The organism is Iodobacter ciconiae (assembly GCF_003952345.1).
Taxonomy (GTDB): domain Bacteria; phylum Pseudomonadota; class Gammaproteobacteria; order Burkholderiales; family Chitinibacteraceae; genus Iodobacter; species Iodobacter ciconiae.
This window is the reverse complement of the sequence record NZ_CP034433.1, coordinates 1,907,009-1,926,649: the sequence shown is the minus strand read 5'-3', so window position 1 is coordinate 1,926,649 and position 19,641 is coordinate 1,907,009. Positions and strand designations below refer to the sequence as shown.

Annotated in this window: 17 protein-coding genes and 2 pseudogenes; 6 read left to right on the top strand and 13 right to left on the bottom strand. The window is 43.3% G+C overall.

Going from position 1 to position 19,641, the window contains the following annotated elements:
• Positions 1–2 precede the first annotated feature (2 nt).
• Both yoaA and mltG read left to right on the top strand, forming a co-directional pair.
• Positions 3–1,979 (top strand): DNA repair helicase YoaA, encoded by a 1,977-nt coding sequence (yoaA, locus tag EJO50_RS08475; RefSeq protein WP_125973294.1) that lies wholly within the window; start codon positions 3–5, stop codon positions 1,977–1,979.
• 71 nt (positions 1,980–2,050) lie between these two features.
• Complete coding sequence (mltG, locus tag EJO50_RS08470; RefSeq protein WP_125973292.1) at positions 2,051–3,067, top strand: endolytic transglycosylase MltG; 1,017 nt, start codon at positions 2,051–2,053, stop codon at positions 3,065–3,067.
• 153 nt (positions 3,068–3,220) lie between these two features.
• Here mltG and EJO50_RS08465 read toward each other — a convergent pair whose 3' ends face one another.
• From EJO50_RS08465 to EJO50_RS08445, 5 genes are all read right to left on the bottom strand, one after another.
• Complete coding sequence (locus EJO50_RS08465) at positions 3,221–4,396, bottom strand: porin (protein WP_164521460.1); 1,176 nt, start codon at positions 4,394–4,396, stop codon at positions 3,221–3,223.
• A gap of 228 nt (positions 4,397–4,624) precedes the next feature.
• On the bottom strand, positions 4,625–5,440 hold the full coding sequence (gene trpC / locus EJO50_RS08460; RefSeq protein ID WP_125973288.1) for an indole-3-glycerol phosphate synthase TrpC: 816 nt from the start codon (positions 5,438–5,440) through the stop codon (positions 4,625–4,627).
• A 110-nt stretch (positions 5,441–5,550) separates the two neighbouring features.
• Positions 5,551–6,573: an anthranilate phosphoribosyltransferase gene (trpD, locus tag EJO50_RS08455; protein WP_125973286.1), complete on the bottom strand. Its 1,023-nt coding sequence runs from the start codon at positions 6,571–6,573 to the stop codon at positions 5,551–5,553.
• Between the two features lie 228 nt (positions 6,574–6,801).
• Positions 6,802–7,197: a lysozyme inhibitor LprI family protein gene (locus EJO50_RS08450; RefSeq protein WP_164521459.1), complete on the bottom strand. Its 396-nt coding sequence runs from the start codon at positions 7,195–7,197 to the stop codon at positions 6,802–6,804.
• 94 nt (positions 7,198–7,291) lie between these two features.
• Positions 7,292–7,861, bottom strand: a complete 570-nt coding sequence (locus EJO50_RS08445) for an aminodeoxychorismate/anthranilate synthase component II (protein WP_125973282.1) — start codon at positions 7,859–7,861, stop codon at positions 7,292–7,294.
• 549 nt (positions 7,862–8,410) lie between these two features.
• Here EJO50_RS08445 and EJO50_RS08440 point away from each other — a divergent pair.
• A complete protein-coding gene (locus EJO50_RS08440; protein WP_125973280.1) occupies positions 8,411–8,773 on the top strand; it encodes a T6SS amidase immunity protein Tai4 family protein in 363 nt (120 codons plus the stop codon).
• A 303-nt stretch (positions 8,774–9,076) separates the two neighbouring features.
• Here the strand turns inward: EJO50_RS08440 and EJO50_RS08435 are convergent, their stop codons facing one another.
• From EJO50_RS08435 to EJO50_RS08420, 3 genes are all read right to left on the bottom strand, one after another.
• Positions 9,077–9,928 (bottom strand): hypothetical protein, encoded by an 852-nt coding sequence (locus EJO50_RS08435; protein ID WP_125973278.1) that lies wholly within the window; start codon positions 9,926–9,928, stop codon positions 9,077–9,079.
• A 185-nt stretch (positions 9,929–10,113) separates the two neighbouring features.
• A protein-coding gene (locus tag EJO50_RS08430) for an IS3 family transposase (protein WP_125973276.1) occupies positions 10,114–11,213 on the bottom strand; the annotation gives its coding sequence in 2 pieces (ribosomal slippage) (positions 10,114–10,961 and positions 10,961–11,213; 1,101 coding nt in all).
• A gap of 406 nt (positions 11,214–11,619) precedes the next feature.
• The gene (locus EJO50_RS08420; RefSeq protein ID WP_125973274.1) at positions 11,620–12,084 is read right to left on the bottom strand and encodes a hypothetical protein; all 465 of its coding nucleotides are present in this window, start codon (positions 12,082–12,084) and stop codon (positions 11,620–11,622) included.
• 300 nt (positions 12,085–12,384) lie between these two features.
• Here EJO50_RS08420 and EJO50_RS08415 point away from each other — a divergent pair, with 300 nt between their 5' ends.
• The 3 genes and pseudogenes from EJO50_RS08415 to EJO50_RS17835 form a co-directional block, all read left to right on the top strand.
• Positions 12,385–13,290, top strand: coding sequence for a LysR family transcriptional regulator (locus EJO50_RS08415; protein WP_125973272.1), 906 nt, complete (start codon positions 12,385–12,387; stop codon positions 13,288–13,290).
• A 128-nt stretch (positions 13,291–13,418) separates the two neighbouring features.
• Positions 13,419–13,576, top strand: a pseudogene (locus EJO50_RS17840) (IS3 family transposase); the annotation flags it as partial.
• Between the two features lie 162 nt (positions 13,577–13,738).
• A pseudogene (locus tag EJO50_RS17835) lies at positions 13,739–14,150 on the top strand (integrase core domain-containing protein); the annotation flags it as partial.
• A 294-nt stretch (positions 14,151–14,444) separates the two neighbouring features.
• Here the strand turns inward: EJO50_RS17835 and EJO50_RS08405 are convergent.
• From EJO50_RS08405 to EJO50_RS08385, 5 genes are all read right to left on the bottom strand, one after another.
• Positions 14,445–15,722, bottom strand: coding sequence for an SLC13 family permease (locus EJO50_RS08405; RefSeq protein WP_125973270.1), 1,278 nt, complete (start codon positions 15,720–15,722; stop codon positions 14,445–14,447).
• A 94-nt stretch (positions 15,723–15,816) separates the two neighbouring features.
• Positions 15,817–16,950 (bottom strand): 2-methylaconitate cis-trans isomerase PrpF family protein, encoded by a 1,134-nt coding sequence (locus tag EJO50_RS08400; RefSeq protein WP_125973268.1) that lies wholly within the window; start codon positions 16,948–16,950, stop codon positions 15,817–15,819.
• 4 nt (positions 16,951–16,954) lie between these two features.
• On the bottom strand, positions 16,955–17,440 hold the full coding sequence (locus tag EJO50_RS08395) for a LeuD/DmdB family oxidoreductase small subunit (RefSeq protein ID WP_125973266.1): 486 nt from the start codon (positions 17,438–17,440) through the stop codon (positions 16,955–16,957).
• A gap of 3 nt (positions 17,441–17,443) precedes the next feature.
• On the bottom strand, positions 17,444–18,703 hold the full coding sequence (locus EJO50_RS08390; protein ID WP_125973264.1) for a 3-isopropylmalate dehydratase large subunit: 1,260 nt from the start codon (positions 18,701–18,703) through the stop codon (positions 17,444–17,446).
• A complete protein-coding gene (locus EJO50_RS08385) occupies positions 18,696–19,640 on the bottom strand; it encodes a hydroxymethylglutaryl-CoA lyase (RefSeq protein WP_125973262.1) in 945 nt (314 codons plus the stop codon). The genes EJO50_RS08390 and EJO50_RS08385 overlap by 8 nt, the downstream gene beginning before the upstream one ends.
• Position 19,641 lies beyond the last annotated feature (1 nt).

The following is a 19,641-nucleotide window of genomic DNA, read 5'->3' as shown; positions in this document are numbered from 1 at the left end:
TTATGACACTTAATGCGATTTTTGCCGACGACGGCCCCTTTGCCGATGCGTTTCCCGGCTATAAATTGCGTGTGCAGCAATTGGAGATGGCGCAAGCTGTTGAAGCTGCAATCAATAAGCAGGGCCAGCTGATTGCCGAAGCGGGTACAGGGACGGGTAAAACCTTTGCCTATCTTGTGCCAGCTCTCCTGTCCGGCGGCAAAGTGATTGTTTCAACCGGAACAAAAACGCTGCAGGATCAGCTTTTTGCCCGTGATATTCCTACCGTGCGCAAAGTACTACAGGTGCCGGTGACCATCGCGCTGCTTAAGGGGCGTTCTAATTATGTTTGTCACTATCATCTGGCACGTACCGAACAAGAAGGGCGCTTTATGCGCAAAGAAGACGTTGCTGATTTGGTAAAAGTGCAGCGTTATGCCAAAACAACAATTTCAGGCGATAAAGCCGCCTGCCCTGGTGTGCCGGAAAACGCGCCGATCTGGGGACACGTGACTTCGACCCGGGATAATTGCCTGGGACAGGATTGCCCGAGCCATCAGGATTGCTTTGTGCTAAAAGCGCGCAAAGATGCACAGGATGCCGATGTGGTGGTGGTGAATCACCATCTGTTTTTTGCCGATGTGTGGCTCAAAGACGAAGGCGCAGGGGAGCTGTTGCCTGCCTGTAATACCGTTATTTTTGATGAAGCACATCAGTTACCCGAAGTGGCCAGTCTTTTTTTTGGTGAAACGCTTACCTCGGGGCAACTGATTGATCTGGCGCATGATTCGCGAGCCGAAGCGCTGGTTGTGGCCAAAGATTTTATTATGTTGCCCGCTGCTGCCGAAGCACTGGAAAAAGCCGTGAAAGATTTGCGGCTGGTGTTTAAATCGGATGCAACGCGTTTTCCGCTGCACCAGCTTGAGCAGCAAAACCCGGAGTTTATTCCTGCTCTGGATGTCGTTGCCGAAAAGCTGGGAGCGCTGTGTGATTTGCTTGGTAAACAGGCTGAGCGGGCTGAAGGCCTGGAAAATTGCCAGGTCCGCGCACTGGAGTGCGTGGATATTCTGAAGCGATGGAAAGCCGGGGATGATGAAGAAAGTGTGCACTGGGTTGATGTGCTGTCGCATGGGCTGATTTTGCATGCAACGCCGCTTAATATCGCCCAGTTATTTCAAAAGCAATTAAAATCACACCCGCGAGCCTGGGTGTTTGCCTCGGCAACTCTGGCAGTAAACGGGCATTTCAACCATTTTAAGCATGAGCTGGGCCTGTGGGATTCGGTTGAAGCGACGTGGGAAAGCCCTTTTGATTACAAGCAACAGGCGGTCTTGTACGTGCCCCAAGACATGCCCGAACCCAATGCGCCAGACTTCACCGGGCAGGTGATAGAAAAAGCCTGGCCGCTGCTAAAAACTACGCAGGGCCATGCCTTTTTGCTGTTTACCAGCTTGCGGGCAATGCGTGAGGCGCATGAGCTGGTGCAGGAAAAGCTTAAAGCTGCAGGGCTGGAGTGGCCGGTGTTCTTGCAGGGGCAAGGCTCGCGTACCGAATTGCTGGATAAATTTCGCCTGGCTCCGAATGCCATTCTGGTGGCGAGTCAAACCTTCTGGGAAGGGATTGATGTGAAGGGCGAGCAGTTGTCTCTGGTCGTGATCGATAAACTGCCCTTTAGTCCTCCTGATGATCCTGTTTTGTCGGCGCGAATCGAGCAGATTAATAAATCAGGCCGCAGTGCATTTATGGATTATCAGGTGCCGCATGCTGCTATTACCCTCAAACAGGGCGCAGGGCGTTTGATTCGGGATGAAACTGATATTGGTATTTTGATGATTGCTGATAAGCGTCTGGTGGAAAAACAATATGGCAAAATGATCTGGAAAAGTCTGCCGCCGATGTTTCGCTCAAGAGAGCTTGCCACGGTACAGCGCTTTTTTGAAGTCAAGCGCCAGAAGCAGCAAGAGACAAAGACAGAGCCGGATCAGGCCATTATTGAATAGAGGACAGATGCTCATTTTTGCATGCTAAATGGTTTGAATTTTTAACGATTATTTAAGGTAAGTAGCCCAGTATGGCTAAGAAACTACAAAATAAATCTATATTTGGGCGCGTGCTCGGGCGCTTGTTTTTCCTGGTTATTGCCTTGGTCGCCGTGTTCGCGATCTGGTTTTATCAATATGCCAGCACGCCTATTGATCATGTGGTACAGGATTTTGTGGTGGAATCAGGTGGTGTAAAAAAAGTGGCAGATCAACTGCTTAAACAGGGTGTGATTGATCAGACGCTGCCTTTTTTACTGTTGGCACGGGTAACGGGTAAACATAAATTATTAAAGGCGGGTAGCTACACTATTAGCTCGGCACTGAGCCCCCGGCAGTTATTGGAAAAGCTAAGCAATGGTGACACCAGTACGCTGACTTTTACTTTGATTGAGGGCTGGAAGTGGACTGATTTTCGTAAGGCTTTAAATAGTAATTCTCATTTACGTCACGATAGCGCCTTGATGTCGGATGATGAGCTATTGGCCGAGTTGGGCATCAGTGCGCTGACGCCTGAAGGTCTGTTTTTCCCGGATACTTATCATGTTGATAAAGGGAGCTCCGATTTAAAATTGCTGGCGCGAGCCCATCAGCGTATGCAAAGCAAGCTTGATAAAGCATGGGCCGAGCGCTCGCAAAATGTGCAATTAAAAACGCCTTATGAGGCGCTGATATTGGCTTCTTTAGTTGAAAAAGAAACCGGCCTTGCGGCTGATCGTCCGATGATTGCTGGTGTGTTTGCCAATCGTTTGCGAGTTGGTATGCGTTTACAAACCGACCCTGCGGTAATGTACGGGCTGGGGGAATCACTGGATGGGCGTTTGCGTAAAATAGATCTGCTGACCGATACGCCATACAACACTTATACCCGTAGTGGTTTACCGCCTACGCCTATCGCCATGGTGGGCGATGCCGCATTAAAAGCGGTGCTGCATCCCTCGTCCACCACTGCCTTGTATTTCGTGGCAAAGGGCGACGGCAGCTCGGTGTTTTCAAATAATCTGGATGAGCATAACAGTGCCGTGCGGAAGTATATTTTAAGGAAGTAACTTTACGTGTTTATCTGGAGCCTGATTGCCATGATGAATGTCTACAGGAGGCCGTGTGGCGAACCCTGATGATGAAAATCAGGCAAAGTGATTAAAGAAAAGCCTCCCTTATGGGAGGCCTTTCAAATTACCAATTAGCCAGGCAGATGCGTCTTAGAATTTACCAACCAGACCCAGTGCAAACTGGCTCATGCCGTTGCCTTTATCCAGACCGAAGCCTGAAGCTGAGGTGAAGTTAGCATTGCGATCGTTGTCCACTTTTGTAAAGGAAGCAACTGCCTGCACATATTTATGCAGGTTGTAGCCAACAGAGATACTGGCTTGCTGGCCGCCAGTGTCAGCCAGTGTCGAGCCATCTACATCACTTGCTTTTGCGTACTGAACTTGTATTTCCAGTGCGTCTTTCTTGTAGCCGCCGATCAGACCAAACACATTTTGGTGTTGATCAAAGTTGCCTGCAGTCAGGCCGCTCAGGCTGGATGATGTGCGTTCAAATATGGCGCCTGCACTGAAGTCCATATAATTTACCTGACCGCCAAACTGGTAAGCATCAAGTTTTTGCGAGCCAGCCAGATTTTTAGCACTTGCCCCGCTGCTACCGTCTAGTTTCCATGCTGCGTTGCTGATAGTTGTGTAACCAAAGCCAACATTGAACATGCTGTGTTTATAGGCGATGCCAATTGCTGTCTGGCCCATTAGATCTGTTGCTACTGTGTTGCTTGGAGCACCGGCAGAACCCGCTGAAATTGAATTTGTAGAGTCTTTACCGAAGTTGTAGCTTAAGTTGCCAGAGAACCCCATCAAATCTGGTGATTCGTAAGCAATCATATCGCCTTGACGACCACCAAGGCGGTTCAGTATTTGTTTGGAGCCGTAAGTTGCAGATGCTTCGTTCAGATTGCCGTACAGGGTAGGAACGATTTGTTTCAGTGACAATTTATAAGCATTGTCGTAACGACCTAAACGCAAAGTACCTGCTTGCTTACTTCCAATGCCAACGAATGTGTTGCGGCTACCAATCTCAGCCTTGTCATCCGTATTGTCACCGTTGTTGCCAAGGTAGAAGCGGCTTTCAACCTGAGCAAGGGCAAAGAAGTCATCGCCCAGATCGTACTTAGCTTTGAAACCCAGTTTGGAGCTTTGGTCCATTAAACGGGTCTGGCTGTCTTTGGTCGGTAGTAAAGGCTTGCCTGTATTGTTGTCTACAGAAATAATTTCAACTGCAGTGGCCGCTGTACCATAAATGCTGAATGGGCCAAGTTCTACATCGGCGAATGCTGCAGGAGCCGTAAAAGCAGCAGAGATGGCAAGAGCGATAATCTTTTTCATAATCTGTACTACTCCCAAAAAACAAGTGAATGAAAAGGTAAGGTGTTTGCTATTTTTGCTTTTCAGTGAGCCAGGTTTTTTCAAAGCCGGCTCATTAAAAAGGCAAAGATTCATGAGTCACTCATACAGGCATTTAAAAAGTAGTTGTGTGTTTGTAGCAACAAACTACTCTCGGACAGCGCCAAGTTTAGGGGAGTTTTATTAAGAGCATATGACAAAAATATGAGATTAAGCTTGTATAAAGTTTTTGTAAGCTAGTCGAAACGTAGCATCTATGCAGCTTCCAGGGGATTTGGCGCGCATAAAGGTTTCGCCGACCAGAAAATTGTTGACGTTATTTTGTTGCATTAAAACAACGTCATCGGGGGAGACAATCCCACTCTCGGTGATCACGATCCGATCGCCCGTGATCATTGGAAGTAGTTTTAGCGTGTTTTGTAGTGAAACTTCAAAGCTGCGTAAATCCCGGTTGTTAATTCCTAGTAATGGTGTTTTAAGTTGCAGTGCCAGCTCTAATTCTGCTTTGTTATGCACTTCTACCAGTACCGCCATGCCTAAGCTTGCTGCAATCGCTTCAAAATCTTGCAACTGGCTAAGTGTTAGTTCAGCTGCAATTAGTAAAATGCAATCAGCGCTCCAGGCGCGCGCTTCAAAAATCTGATACTCACCCACCATAAAATCTTTACGCAGAACAGGCAGATGGCAGGCTGATCTGGCGGCTTTCAGGTAATCCGGGTGGCCTTGAAAGTAAGGAATATCGGTAAGAACAGACAGGCAGGCAGCACCATGGGCGGCGTAATCCTGTGCATGAGCAGCGGGCTGGAAATCAGCACGAATCACGCCTTTGGATGGGCTGGCTTTTTTGATCTCTGCGATAATGCCCGGATGGCCAAGTGCATTTTTGCTGCGTAATGCAGCGGTAAAATCACGTAAGTCTGCATTGGCTTCGGCTTGCCTGCGAATTTCGCTTAAAGGGATCAGCTTGCTGGCCGCTGCTACTTCTTCGTGCTTGGTAGCCCAGATTTTTTTTAAGATGTCGGACATGGTTGGCTCTGTTGTTAAGGCATGGCAAGCCGCTGTACTGTAAATAATCTGCGTGGCGGCGCTTTAAAAAAGGCGGGCAGTGTACCCGCACTGCAAAATAAATTTATTATTTAAATACTTTGAGTAAATTGCACCAAGGCAGTGAGTTTGGCGCGGGCACTGCCGTCTGCCAGTACCTGGCCGGCCCGGTTAATTCCTGCGGCCAGTGATTCTGCCTTGCCTGCAGCATAAATGGCGGCTCCGGCGTTGAGCTGCACAATATCGCGGCATGGGCTGGCCTGATTGGCGAGCACCTGCTCAATGATATGTTTGGATTGCTGTGCATCGTTTGCGTGCAATGTTTTGATGTCGGCCAGCTTGAAGCCAAAATCACGCGGATTGATTTCAAACTCGCTGATCTGCTCATTTTTAAGCTCGGCCACAAGAGTCGGTCCGGAAATCGATATCTCGTCCATGCCATCTTTGCCGTGCACAATCAGCACATGCTTGCTGCCCAGCTGCTTGAGCACGCGGGCTTGAATGCCGACCAGATCCGGGTGGAATACGCCCATCAGCTGGTTTTCTGCACCAGCTGGATTGGTCAGCGGCCCCAGAATATTGAATATGGTGCGAACGCCAAGCTCTTTGCGGATCGGGGCGACGTATTTCATCGCACTGTGATGATTGGGGGCAAACATAAAACCAAGGCCAATTTCATCAATCGAGCGGCCAACCTGCTCTGCGTTGAGGTTTAAGTTAATGCCAAAGGCCTCTAGCACATCGGCAGAACCTGAGCTAGATGAAACAGATCGGCCCCCATGTTTGGCGACTTTAGCACCCGCGGCGGCAACGACAAAAGCGGCGCAGGTTGAAATATTAAAGGTGTGCGCACCATCGCCACCCGTGCCGCAGGTATCAATTAAGTAGTTACGGTCTTGTACCTCTACTTTGCTGGACAGCTCGCGCATTACGGTGGCCGAGGCGGCAATTTCAGATACGCTTTCAACTTTGGTACGTAAGCCTATCAAGAGGGCTGCAGTCTGCACGGAGGACATTTCCCCCGTCATGATTTGCCGCATGAGATACAGCATTTCGTCGTAAAATAATTCGTTGTTATCGATCAGGCGATTGAGTGCGGCTTGAATGGTAATCATGAATGCTCCTTGGCTTGGGGCGGGTGATCGGGCGGCAGGCAGGTGGCATTCACAGCGTGGCTGGGTGATTTGCAAGCCGTGTTGCTGCTCGATACTGAGGTTCTTGTAAGTTTTGTTTTAATCAGTGTGAAGTGTTTTATTTTTTACCTACTTTTCTAGGCAGGGGCTCAAGGCATTGAGCCTGGCCTGTCATAAAGCTGCATCAGGCCCTGCTATGTATATTTCTTATTACTGTACATAAAAGCGTGAAAGCTCATTAGCTCGGGCATGGTCTAGATCTATCTGACAAGAAAGCTCGGCAATCCCAGCCCCGCTGCCACCGGCAAAGCTTTTTCCTATCCAGGCACAATGTGCCTGCCGATATGCTTCGTAGGTTCGGGTGCTTTGTTTGAATGCGGCGAATGCTTCGGGGCGGCCTGTGGCTCGGTCCAGGTTTTTCATCATGGCACGCGTAGCAGTTTGCGCGCTTTTTCGATCTTGTATAGCTTGCGGGGCCAGCTTGGTTAAGCAGGCTTTAATCAGAATTTGATTTGCTTCATCGCATTCCACCTGTGCAGGGGGCGATGGTTGGGCTTGGGCTGTTATGGCAAACAAGATGGAAGTAAGGGCGAAGATAAAACGCATAATTTTTCCGGGTAAAAGCATGACTTGATCGGCGGCAATGGTGCACTAGCAGATAGCCGGAGGCGTATATGCCTTTAGCTACCTTATGTGTTTATCAGGCCCACTCTTTTAAAAAATTATTCAGCATGGCATGGCCGTGCTCGGTGAGGATTGATTCAGGGTGAAACTGCACGCCTTCGATAGGGAGCGTTTTATGCCGAACGCCCATGATTTCTCCATCTTCTGCCCATGCTGTAATTTCCAGGCAGCCCGGCAGACTGGCCCGCTCAATGGCGAGTGAGTGGTAGCGGGTGACGGTAAGGGGGGATGGCAGGTTTTTAAACACGCCAATATTGCTGTGCTTTATCTGTGACACTTTGCCGTGCATTAGTGTTTGTGCGTGGATTACTTTGCCACCAAAAGCCTGGCCAATAGCCTGATGGCCAAGGCACACGCCTAAAATGGGTAATTTTCCTGCAAAGTGGTGAATCGCCGCCAGAGAAATACCTGCTTCGGAAGGGGAGCAGGGGCCAGGGGAAACAACCAGGTATTTGGATTTTAACGCTTCAATTTCTTTGATAGTAATTTCATCATTGCGATGAACCAATACTTCCTGCCCCAGTTCACCAAAGTACTGAACTAAGTTATATGTAAATGAGTCGTAATTATCGAGCATAAGCAGCATAGTTGAGTTAAATCCTTGGTTTTTAAGGGTGAGTAGGAATGCTGCTTGTCTCTTATCTGGTTTTTGTAAGTCACTGGGCGGCCAGAAATATCCCTGTGCTTTAAATTATCGCAGTAGAGGGGCGGGGCGTCTAGCGTATAGGGAAAGAGGCTTACTTTATATGAGTTATTGAGTCAGTATTGTGCTGGGCATTGAGATCATGGGTTGCCTTCCTCTACGAAGGCAAATAGAAAATTTTGCTGGGATGAACCTGCCAGTTGAGTTTTGTTATTTTTACACAAGAAAAAGCCCTCTTCATAAAAAAGGGGGGGTAATTCGTGTTTTTTACTAATTAGCGACTAGCCGCACTGCCATTGCATCAAGGTACACGGCATCAAACGCACAGTAAGCGCCCATTATCGCCTGCTTTTCCGGTATCACGCTGGTGATATTGCGGTGTACCGCTTTGATAACGCTTTGGAATGGCTCTGCTTGTGGGGATCATTGCTATTTTACTCACCCAACTCAACCCAATACACAAACAATCGAAGTGCTCTTTTGGGAGTTGAAATGATTAAGAAGCTGATAGTTATCGTCTTATTTACTTACCCGGCAATAGCTATTTCAGGCAATAAAGTGACAGAGACTCGCAGTATTCTTAAAAAATGGGGATTTGCATATTGCCTAAGTTCTAATGAAAAATTAAAAAATGAGGCTGGCCTTGCTATGGGCGGTTACTTCCAACAAAGTAGCCATGATGCTGAAGCTGCTTATGTAAAAGTACGTGGTTATTTTGATTTATATCTGAAGCAAAATAAGCTGGTTGGGCAACAAACAGGACAAGAGATTACCGTTATGAAATGTTTGGATGCTTATGAAAGGGCAGACTATGAGCGCCTTATTAGAGAGCAAGATCGTTACATAAGCCAGTAGCCCGTAATAAGCCCGCAATCCGCGGGCTTTTTTACACCTGGATTTTGAGAAAAATCTACCACCAGCCCTCAGCGCGCGCCACACCTGCCCACTTAACACTCTAATTTTTATGCACCTGCATGATTCCTCGCAAAGCCGCGCCAGATATGGGCCTGAACGAAAAAAAACATCCCAATGAAAGCTTGCAGTATTTGCGTATTGCTTGCTTGTTATTGCAGGGTCCGCAATACCTACTATCAAACTACTAAGAGGGGCGTAATCCACTTTTACCTAGTGTTATTTTGAGGGAGGACGACCATTTCGCTACCGTACCATTTTAAATGGGAGGCTGATATTTTGTGGCATTTCGACAATGACGGCATTGCTAACAATTGCGCCACTATCGTAGTAAACGCGGCCGCCCAAAGCTATAACGTCATGTAGGCTACAAATAATGGACTTGGCTTTGCTGTCGCCATATCCATTATGAATCTTCTTCTTATCTGAAACAATAAAGTTCACGCCCCCGTGCGGAAGCAGACTGGCTTCTATGTTTGAAGACAGGATCTTTTTACCAAAGCTATGCTCATAAAATCGGTCCTCTTTGAACTCGAGTCTGTGGCTATCAACGATGGTTGCTATCGCGCGTGGGTTGTTTGAGGTTGTTTTATGCTTAAGATCCAGAAACTGTGCATCGCAATTACGGTGTAGGAAGACTTGATCCAGAGGAACTTCTTTTCCTAATGCTCGATGGATGGCTGCCACAGAAGACAAATCATCAACGCCCCATTTCTTGGCTAGCGTAACGCTGGCTTCGCCATGTCTGGCCTGATTTTTTTTATCAACAGCCTCCGCCAATTCCTTTTTAAATGGAGTACCTCCTAATGGCTTGTTTAACATATCTGCTAATTTGTCAGAAAAGCGCCCAGAGAATGGCTTTATAAATGCTCGTTTTAGTAAATTTTCTTGGGACCAATCTCGTTTTACAATATATTTGCCATCGTGATCTACACGGATAAAATATGTTTTTTCTCGTATATCAAATGAAGCAAACCCTTTCTTCTTGTTTTCATGGCATTTCTGAGAGACTTCATTTTTTATCGCGTTCAGGGTGTGAGAGTCTGTGATGACTTCTTGGTGTTTCCTGCTCCAAGATATTCCGCTTGTGATTTGCATACGCTGAATCGATCCGCCAGTATTTATGAAGGCATTATCCTAATGCTCTTCGCCAAATATTTTCTTTCAGAAAACGATCATTTTCTTGCAGAAACTGATAGCGCGCGGTGGAGAGTTGGTGGAGCAGTTGCGTGTAGCGGCCCGATAATATAAACGTCTGGTAATCCCTCCATTTTTAAGTTCACTTAAAAGCAGAGACCAGGCATGTAATGCCAGTTTTTTTTCGGGGTGATACCGCTCAATCCCATATGCGGGCGCTCGTTATTGTAAGTCCAAAGCCATTGCGTTGCAGTTTCTTGCACTTCGGCAAGGCTTTCAAAGTTATCGCAAGCCAGCCATTCATAACGTACGGTGCGATTATAGCGCTCAATATATGCATTTTGCTGCGGATTGCCAGGCTGAATATAAGCCAATTCAATCGATTGTTGCTCTGCCCAATTCTTTAGCAGATGGCTAATATATTCAGGGCCATTATCGGACCTGATTCGCTTAGGCTTGCCGCGCCATTCAATGATTTGATTCAAGCTGCGTATTACACGCTCTGCCGGCAAAGAGAAATCAACTTCAATGCCTAATCCTTCCCGATTAAAATCATCAATCACATTGAATAAGCGAATACTACGTCCATCGGCTAATTGATCATGCATAAAATCCATCGACCACGTTTCATTTTTTGCCTCTGGCACTGCTAATGGCTCCGGCGTTTCGCGATCTAAACGTTTTTTAGGCTTAATTCGCAGATTTAATTCTAAATCGCAGTAAATTCTGTAGACCCGTTTATGATTCCAGTGCTTTTTCCTGACGTTGCGCAAATGCAAAAAGCAGAGGCCAAAGCCCCAGCTTCGATTCGTTTCAGTAAGCTGAATCAGCGAATCCGCAATTTTTGCGTTTTCCGCATCTAGTTTGCGAATATAGCGATAGCAAGTCGTGCTAATTGCAAAGCTAGCGCAAGCCGTACGAATAGAAACGGCCCTGGTTTCAACGGCCCAGTGAGCCATCTCGCGGCGCTGAGATGGCTTCACCACTTTTTTGACATGGCTTCCTTGATGATGTCCGCCTGCATTTGGGCTTCAATATACATCTTTTTAAGGCGCTTATTTTCATCCTCCAGCTCTTTCATTCGCGTCATCATCGAGACGTCCATACCGCCAAACTTAGCGCGCCACTTATAGAATGATGCGGCGCTCATGCCGTGTTCGCGGCAGAGATCGGGAACGGTCGAGCCGGCTTCGGCCTGCTTTAAAATCGCCATAATCTGGCTATCAGAATAACGTGCTGCTTTCATGTAGAAGCTCCTCAAAGACTGCGAGAAAATTCTACTTAAAAATGAGCTGGTTTTGTGGGGGGATTACCGCAGGAGTTGCTTCTCCAGATCCACCGCCAGAAACCTCGGGCTGGTGTCGATTGGTTTGTAGCGGGCCATTGCCGTCTCCTGAACTCGTCTTCAGGTTTGAACCTTGTTATTCCATATGGTTCACGGCACGATGGCGGGATGAATACCATTTTTCTACAGCGTCGTTAGACTGGCCGATCACCCGAAGCTGGGGCTGCCAGGAAAGATTCAAGGAACCCGCGAGCTAATCCCACATGAATGCTATTGCTTGGTGTACGAAATCAGCGGCGAACCCGTGTGGATGCTGGCCTTGGTTCACACTGCGTGCCAGTGGGCATTGCTTCGTAATTGAGTGGGTTTAATGAAAACTTCGAATCAGCAACGCTGCCGCCTCCGCCACTGCCTTATCTTTACGCAGGATTTCCCGTTCCAGCTGCTTGTTTTGCTTCCGCAGCACTTTGTTTTCCTGCGCCTGTTCCGGCATGCTGATTTCAGCCAGGCCCTGCGCCTGAATGGAGAGATCGCGCCACTGTTTAACTTGCTCCGGGAATAAACCCTTGGCACGACAATATTCACTCAGCTCGATTTCTGACATGGCAATGGTTTCAACGACCACGGCAAAGCGGGTTTGAGCAGACCAGTTTTCACTGCTGCGATGGTGTTCTGGCACGGGGCGACCTTCCTGGCGAACTTGATTTCGCCAATTGTACAGTGTGGCTTCGGAGAGGTTTTCTTGCAATGCCAACTGCCGGATGCTGATCGGATAAGGAGCAAGCATTTTGCTTAAAATGGCATCTTTACGAGCCTTGGGAATCTGCGACATGATAAGTAACCAGCCCCCTGGATTAGTTGGAATCCCTGAAAAGGGAGTATCTCAACTATCCTGACACAGGGGGTAGGTATTCTACTGTTATCAGGACAGGTCAAAAACGGATTACCCGATCCCTGAAGAATTGGGGATATCAAGCTCCACTGGGCGAATGCATACTACGGAAGCAGGGAATCTGGTATCGTATCCCTTTAGTCTTAGGATCAGCTATTTAGCAATGTATATTTAATTTTTAAAGTGCTCAATATGGAATATATGATTCATATGTTACATCTTGCAATGTTGGAATAATTTATGAAAAACTCATTATTATCAATAAACTTCAAGAATTTAGAGGTCCTATCCGTTACCGTCGATACATTATCATTTACTCAAACGGCAAACTTACTGAATACATCTCCAAGCGCAATAAGTAAGCAAATTCAAAAGCTTGAATCTATATTAAATATGAAGTTATTTATCCGGAATGACAATGAAAAGCTATGTTTAACTAAAGAAGGACTAGAAGTTTATTCTCATGTTATACCATTGTTAAGCCATATGGAGTTTCTTGAAAATAGTATAATAGATATCCATTCATCATTAACTATTAAAATAGGAGTTAATATTTCTTCATTTCTTAATTTCCCAAAAGATATTCTACATTACCTAGATGATGAAAACATTAAATTCAAAATATTTCAATATGAATCAAAAACAATAGCTAAACTGCTGTCTGAAAATAAGTTAGATATTGGTATACATTGCCTAGAATCTGTTCCAAAATGTGAAACAAAAAAATTCAAAGATCTAAGTCTTGCGCTATATACGCCAATTCACCACCCTTTATCTATTCATAGTAGCTTATATTTAAAAGAAGCACTAAATTATAAGTTTGCCACATTCACCGAGGACAGCTTTATTTATAAATTAATTTACGATGAGGCAAAAGCGAATAATATAAAATTAAAGGTTATCGCCTTGAGCATGGATTCAAACTTGATTTTTCAAGCGATAAAAAATAAAATTGCGATCGGTGTCCTCCCTATTAGTTATGTTTTTTCAGCACCAGATGAAATAGTTTCAATTCCATTAAATGACGAATGGGCACAAAGAGATCTTTATATTTCGGTCTCTGCTCATGCCAATAGCGATGAAAAAATAATCAAAATATATAATAAATTTGCCGAATTTGATGATAATCCATCATTGGGTGCCTGAATTTGGTTTTTTATAGTACTTGACTTGGCAATCACCTCACAAAACCAGCTCATTTTATAAGTAGAATTTTCTCGCCGTCTGTGATGCGTTCTACATGAAAGCCGAGATCAATTTTATGTCACCAGGTTATGGCGATTTTAAAGCAGGCCGAAGTCAGTTCGGCCGTTCCTGATCTGCGCAGTGAGCACGGCATGAGATCTGCCTTTTTCTATGGTGCGCTAATAAGTTTGGCGGTATGGACGTTTTGATGATGGTGCGTATGAAAGAGTTTGAAGATGAAAACCGGTGCCTCAAAAAAAAAATATATATAGGGGCATAGATGGAAGCTGACGTTATCAAGGATTAAATCTGCGAATTAAATCAAAAAAACGTTTAAATCGTGAAATGCAGCGTCATTAGTGGTGCCAGTGGAAAAAAATGAAACCTGGTTGATAGCTGCAGCGGTCTCTTATTTAATGTGATTGATGGTTTTAATCGGGAAGGATTAGGTATTGAGGTCAATTTCTCTTTGCTTGTAGAGCGAGTGGTGCACAGCCTGAATCAAATTATTGAATGGAGTGGAAAGCCAAAACGAATCAGATTTGATAATGGCTCTGAATGCATTAGTCACATATTAAAGAATTGGGCAGAACAACAATCGATTGAATTAGCCTATATTCAGCCCGGCAACCCGCAGCAGAATGCTTATTGAACATTATAATCGCACTATTCGATATGAATGGCTGGCTTATGATGATTTTGAAAGCATTGCTGAAGTACAAGAAATTGCAATACAATGGCTTTGGAGTTAGAATGACAAACGCTCGAATATCGGATTGGGCGGCATCACTTCAAAACAGAAATTGACATTGCATGCCTAGCCTTTACTTTTAAGTGAGTTTAAAAACGAGGGATCAGCACTTGATTTTGGTGAGCGAGGAGGGGCTGTTTAAATTAGCCTGCCTTTTAAGCAGGAGTTGTACTTCGAACTTGAATCCACCCTTATGCAAAAAATAATTTTGAAAGGGATTTTTTATATCATACTTGATGATTAGGAGTTTCAATCCTAACCATCAAGTGATGTGATTAATGGTTATTAATAAATAATGACCATTCGGATAGCCAACGTTAGTATTACATTCAATCTTGTTTATAAAATATCAATACATGAATGGTTAATAAATAAACCCATTTAGCATAATAAGCAAGCACGCACCCCCAAAGGTTGCAAATGGTAGGATGATTAATTTTATAAATAATGACCTTCTCTCTTCTTCATTGGTCACTCCTGCTAAGACTAGCGCACCACCACTACTTACTGGTGAATATCCAGTTAATGTTGCGAAGATAGCAATTAAAGAGAAAAGTAAGCCCTCACCACCAACAGCCGCTATTTTTGGAACAATCGGATACATTGTCGGCATTACTACACCCATTGAAGATGAGAATAACGACATAAATGCTGACGTGCCCGCTACTAAATAGGGTAGCAATGTTATTGATGTACTATTTTTAATCCAAAGAGCAATTTGTTCGATAATACCTACTTGCGCTGAAAGCGAAATAAGCATACCTAAACCGCAGATCATGAAAATAATATTCCAGGGTATATTTCCGACCACCTTATTAGTATCAGACAAGTTTAGCAATGTTGCAATACAAATACCTATGAACGATAGTAATGTTGGCTCCATGATTTTAGAGAAATATTTTAGTGAGGTACTTTCAGGAAAAAACGAATAAAGTAATGATGGAATAATAACTGATGCAAATATTAAAAAGATTAATGCTAATGTTTGCTTTTGTTTTTTATTTAATGCTTTTTCTTCGTGTTCTTTAATGTGCGAAACGTTATATCCTTTGAATAAAAAGTAGCAAACAATAAATAATCCAATATGAACAATGGACATATTATAAAAAACAACAGTTGTAATTTTAAAAGAAGATTCAACAAGTCCTGTAGCAATGACTAATTGTTCAGTTACACGACCTCCAAGTGAGAATGGATTAAAGCTGCCAACACAAGCGCCACTATAAATAATAATAGCTGCAAGTATCTTATTCATTTTTATTTTTTCAGCAATTGACATAATCAGAGGTGACATAAACGCAAAGGCTGCATAGTGACCAGGGCCAACTCCTGCAAAAACAATAACTAAAACAAATAATGCAATTGGAATCATCCATTCCTTTTTAATTGAAGCGACAACTCTTTCAGAAATAATGGTTAAAGTACCATTGGTAATTGCGAATCCATAAAAATAGGTAATGCTGAATAAGATAAAAAACAATTTCATTGGCCATAGTAATAAAATATCACTAGCACTATACCCATTGAAATAAGAAAGAATATAGCTAAAGACGATAGCTAATAAGCCAATATTAATATTGGAAATAAAACCAATAGCAATCGACAAAATCAACGCGCCAAGTATTAATAAATTAATATCCATAATATACACCTATAATATATCCATAATGTCGGAATAATGAATTATTCCGACATTATGTTTATTAATATTTAAAGGATTAAGATAATTTAAGAGGTTATAGATATACAATGCCATCTAAAATAATTCTGGCAGTACGTCCAATATTGCTTTTTGTTAATTTAATATCACAGCCCTGCATTATAGTTTCTGAAGCTATATTGATTATTCCGCTGGGATGCCCAATATTAATTGAGTTATTACCAGTAAATTCATCAGACAAGAGGGCATTAACAACCGTACCTTGAATTGTGCTTGCTGCTCCAAAAGCTACAGTACCTGTAACAGGGTGAGCTTTATGAATACCTTGCATAAAAATAAGTCTCGAAAGAATATCTATCTCATTCGACAAAATATCTCTACCTGAGATTGTTTTGTAGTTCTTGGCTTTACTTACAATAGAAAAAAATGGGGTGTATGGACTCTCTTTAACCGAATTTTTATAGTTACTAACCAAACCTAGTTTTTCTGCTACTCGCCCTCTGATTTCTTCAATTTTATCCATTAAACCATCTTTAGATTGAATTTCTGATGGTGATTCGATACCGGATAGTCCGAGTTGTTCTGCATTGATAAAGATAGTCACATTACCAGCATCAATAACACTCACTTCATAATCACGATCATCACAAGAAACTAGATCACGAATGTGAGAGGTTGGTAGTAGTTTTCCTGTAGTCTCACCACCACAATCAGCCCAGTTAATGTCAATTTTAGCGTGGCTACCTGGAACGCCAGCAATTTCATAATCGCCTTCTCTGGCAAGTTTGCCTTTATTTACAGGTACGGTAGCAACAAGAATACGCCCTGTATTGACCATATGAATTCTTACATCTTGCTCTGTTGCTAACGGGTCTACTTTTACATAGCCTTTTTCAATAGCATAAGCTGCAACTCCAGCGGAGATGTTGCCACAGTTACCTTTATAATCAACGACAGGCTCAACAATACTGACCTGACCAAAAGTGTAATCAATATCCACACCTTCAATGCTTGGTTTACCAATAATAGCAAGCTTACTAGTTAAAATGTCTGCACCGCCTAATCCATCAATTTGACGAAGATCTGGACTGCCAAAGACACGTAAAATAACGGCATCGCGCTCTTTTACATTTACAGGAAGGTATTTATCCTCAACAAAAATACCTTTGCTTGTGCCGCCACGAACTATTGAGATAGGTAGTTGTGTCATAATGCTAAACTCCTTGCAAAAAGTTAATTAAGCCGCCGCATTTTATGATTTCATAAACGTTGCTTGGGATTTTTGAGCACGAATAAATCTCGCCTGAAGTCTGATTGGTGATAATTCCATTTTCAATATCAATAGAGATGATATCGTCTTGATTGATTTTTTTTACTTCGGCACATTCAATGACAGGTATGCCAACATTAATGCAATTTCGATAAAAAATTCGAGCAAAACTTTCTGCAACGACAGCTTTAATACCTAAGTGTTTTAATGTTAAAGGTGAGGTTTCACGACTAGATCCAGAACCTAGGTTTTTATAAGCAATAAAAATATCTCCTTCTTTACACTCTTTCGCAAATACTTTATTTACAGCTGTCATAGAGTAAGCACTTGCTTCTTCAATAGACAGATCCATATATTGTGGAGGTGAAATAATATCAGTGTTGATATTGTCACCAAAAATCCACGTTTTTTTTCCATTAATAATATTCATGTTTTATTCCTTAATATCGCAAGGATCGGCGATGATTCCTTTAAGTGCACTTGCTGCGACAGTCGCTGGTGACGCAAGATAAATTTCAGCTTCAGTGCTACCCATTCGGCCGATGAAATTGCGGTTGCTAGTTGATAGGCAACGTTCTTTTGCGGCTAACAAACCTGAGTGTAGGCCGACACATACACCACACGTTGGTGCTAAAATCGTGGCACCGCTTTTGGCAAGCGTCCCTAATACCCCTGATTGAGAGGCTTTTTCCCAAATTGACTGAGAGGCTGGAGAAACTAAGAAACGAACACCCTTAGCAATTTTTTTGCCTTTGACAATATTAGCTGCGATTTCTAAATCGCTATAACGACCGCCAGTGCAACTGCCAAGATAGAATTGATCTATTGCTTTATCTTTTATCGCTCTTACATCATGAACATTATCAACTTCATGTGGACAGGCAACTTGAGGGGATAATGATGAAGCATCAAACCTTAATACTTGGCAATAGGTTGCATCAGGATCAGAATAGAAGGCTTCATAGGAGAAAATACCTTTGTCTTGCAAATACATTTCTACCTTTTCATCTACTCGCATCAAGCCAACTTTTGCCCCCATCTCTACCGCCATATTGGTGATTGCCATCCGCTGATCAACGGATAATGCATCTATTGCATCACCAATAAATTCAATGGCTTTATAAGTTGCCCCTGCATGCCCAATATGTTTTATGGTATGCAACACCATATCTTTTGCCATCACATATTGAGGTAACGATCCCGCCCACTCGACAAGAATTGTTTCTGGCACTTTTAGCCAGGTTTTACCTTGTGATATAATTCCTAACATCTCTGTTGAGCCAACACCTGAGGCAAATGCCCCTAAAGCTCCTCCCATACAGGTATGTGAGTCTGTGCCAAGCACCACTGTCCCAGGAACAACGTGTCCTTCTTCTGCCATCACTTGGTGACAAGGGCCTTTAAATTCGTAATAGTTTTGAATGCCGTACTCTTTTGACCAGTCACGGGTGAATTTCACGATTTCAGCTTGTTTTACCGTGGCCGGTGGTGTGTAGTGATCTGAAATTACCACCACATTATCAACATTCTTAATGCCTGTAGATAACTTAGGTAAGTGTTCAGCAATTTGTACGCGTGGACCTAAGATATCATCTAGCATCGCTTTATCGACCGAGACCCATGCAATATCACCCGCTTTTAAATCTAATCCTGATTTGGCAGATAATATTTTTTCAGACATAGTTTTACCCATTGTTACTCTCCTGGTAAAAGTTAAACTCTGAATAGCTTCTTGCTTTAAATAATTGGCTATTAATTTTATTTGGGATGATGTTGTTTATACTTTTCAATATTGTCAGCAACTTTCCAAGTTCAATACCCGTGTTTAATCCCATACGATGAAGCATATTAACAACATCTTCAGTTGCCACATTACCTGCAGCCCCTGGAGCAAATGGGCAACCACCTAGCCCTCCGATAGCAGTTTCAAAGCGTTTAATGCCAGAGATAATACCTTGATGGATATTGGCCAGTGCCATGCCGTGAGTATTGTGCATGTGTAAACTAAGCTCAAAATTACTAGGCAAGCTCATGATGTCATTTAAAATAGACTTTACTTGATGTGGGTTAGCTACCCCAATTGTGTCGCATAAAGTCACATTGCTAATACCAAATGCACTTGCTTTATTTAGAATGTCAATTGTCAGATCAGTAGGTATATAACCTGAAAATGGGCAGCCAAATACAGTAGCAAGGACTAATCTTATATTTAAATCAGGAAGTGAGTCTTTAATATATTTTAAATCATCAATAGACTGGCGCACTGTTCTATTAATATTTTTTAAATTATGGGTCTCACTTACCGATATCACATAATTCATATTACGCAAACCAGAATCATAGAGGTTTTTAGCCCCAATATAATTTGGAGCTAATGCAGAGACTGAAATGTTATAATCTTCAGCCAGCTCTAATGAGTAATTAGCAATTTCCTTAGAATCATAAAATTGGTGCATTAGTTTAGGATTAACAAAAGATGTCACCTCAATATCTTTCATGCCAATATCAACCAGGCCTTTGATGAAGTTTTTTTTATCTTCTGTGGTGATAAGCTGTTCTAAGTTTTGAATGCCATCTCTTGGGAAAACATCACTAATAATGATATGATTATTTTTTTGATGTGCTTTCATT

Coding starts and splice junctions, on each gene's coding strand:
- yoaA (WP_125973294.1), top strand. CDS start 3: ATGACACTTAATGCGATTTTTGCCGACGACGGCCCCTTTGCCGATGCG.
- mltG (WP_125973292.1), top strand. CDS start 2,051: ATGGCTAAGAAACTACAAAATAAATCTATATTTGGGCGCGTGCTCGGG.
- EJO50_RS08465 (WP_164521460.1), bottom strand. CDS start 4,396: ATGAAAAAGATTATCGCTCTTGCCATCTCTGCTGCTTTTACGGCTCCT.
- trpC (WP_125973288.1), bottom strand. CDS start 5,440: ATGTCCGACATCTTAAAAAAAATCTGGGCTACCAAGCACGAAGAAGTA.
- trpD (WP_125973286.1), bottom strand. CDS start 6,573: ATGATTACCATTCAAGCCGCACTCAATCGCCTGATCGATAACAACGAA.
- EJO50_RS08450 (WP_164521459.1), bottom strand. CDS start 7,197: ATGCGTTTTATCTTCGCCCTTACTTCCATCTTGTTTGCCATAACAGCC.
- EJO50_RS08445 (WP_125973282.1), bottom strand. CDS start 7,861: ATGCTGCTTATGCTCGATAATTACGACTCATTTACATATAACTTAGTT.
- EJO50_RS08440 (WP_125973280.1), top strand. CDS start 8,411: ATGATTAAGAAGCTGATAGTTATCGTCTTATTTACTTACCCGGCAATA.
- EJO50_RS08435 (WP_125973278.1), bottom strand. CDS start 9,928: ATGCAAATCACAAGCGGAATATCTTGGAGCAGGAAACACCAAGAAGTC.
- EJO50_RS08420 (WP_125973274.1), bottom strand. CDS start 12,084: ATGTCGCAGATTCCCAAGGCTCGTAAAGATGCCATTTTAAGCAAAATG.
- EJO50_RS08415 (WP_125973272.1), top strand. CDS start 12,385: ATGAAAAACTCATTATTATCAATAAACTTCAAGAATTTAGAGGTCCTA.
- EJO50_RS08405 (WP_125973270.1), bottom strand. CDS start 15,722: ATGGATATTAATTTATTAATACTTGGCGCGTTGATTTTGTCGATTGCT.
- EJO50_RS08400 (WP_125973268.1), bottom strand. CDS start 16,950: ATGACACAACTACCTATCTCAATAGTTCGTGGCGGCACAAGCAAAGGT.
- EJO50_RS08395 (WP_125973266.1), bottom strand. CDS start 17,440: ATGAATATTATTAATGGAAAAAAAACGTGGATTTTTGGTGACAATATC.
- EJO50_RS08390 (WP_125973264.1), bottom strand. CDS start 18,703: ATGGGTAAAACTATGTCTGAAAAAATATTATCTGCCAAATCAGGATTA.
- EJO50_RS08385 (WP_125973262.1), bottom strand. CDS start 19,640: ATGAAAGCACATCAAAAAAATAATCATATCATTATTAGTGATGTTTTC.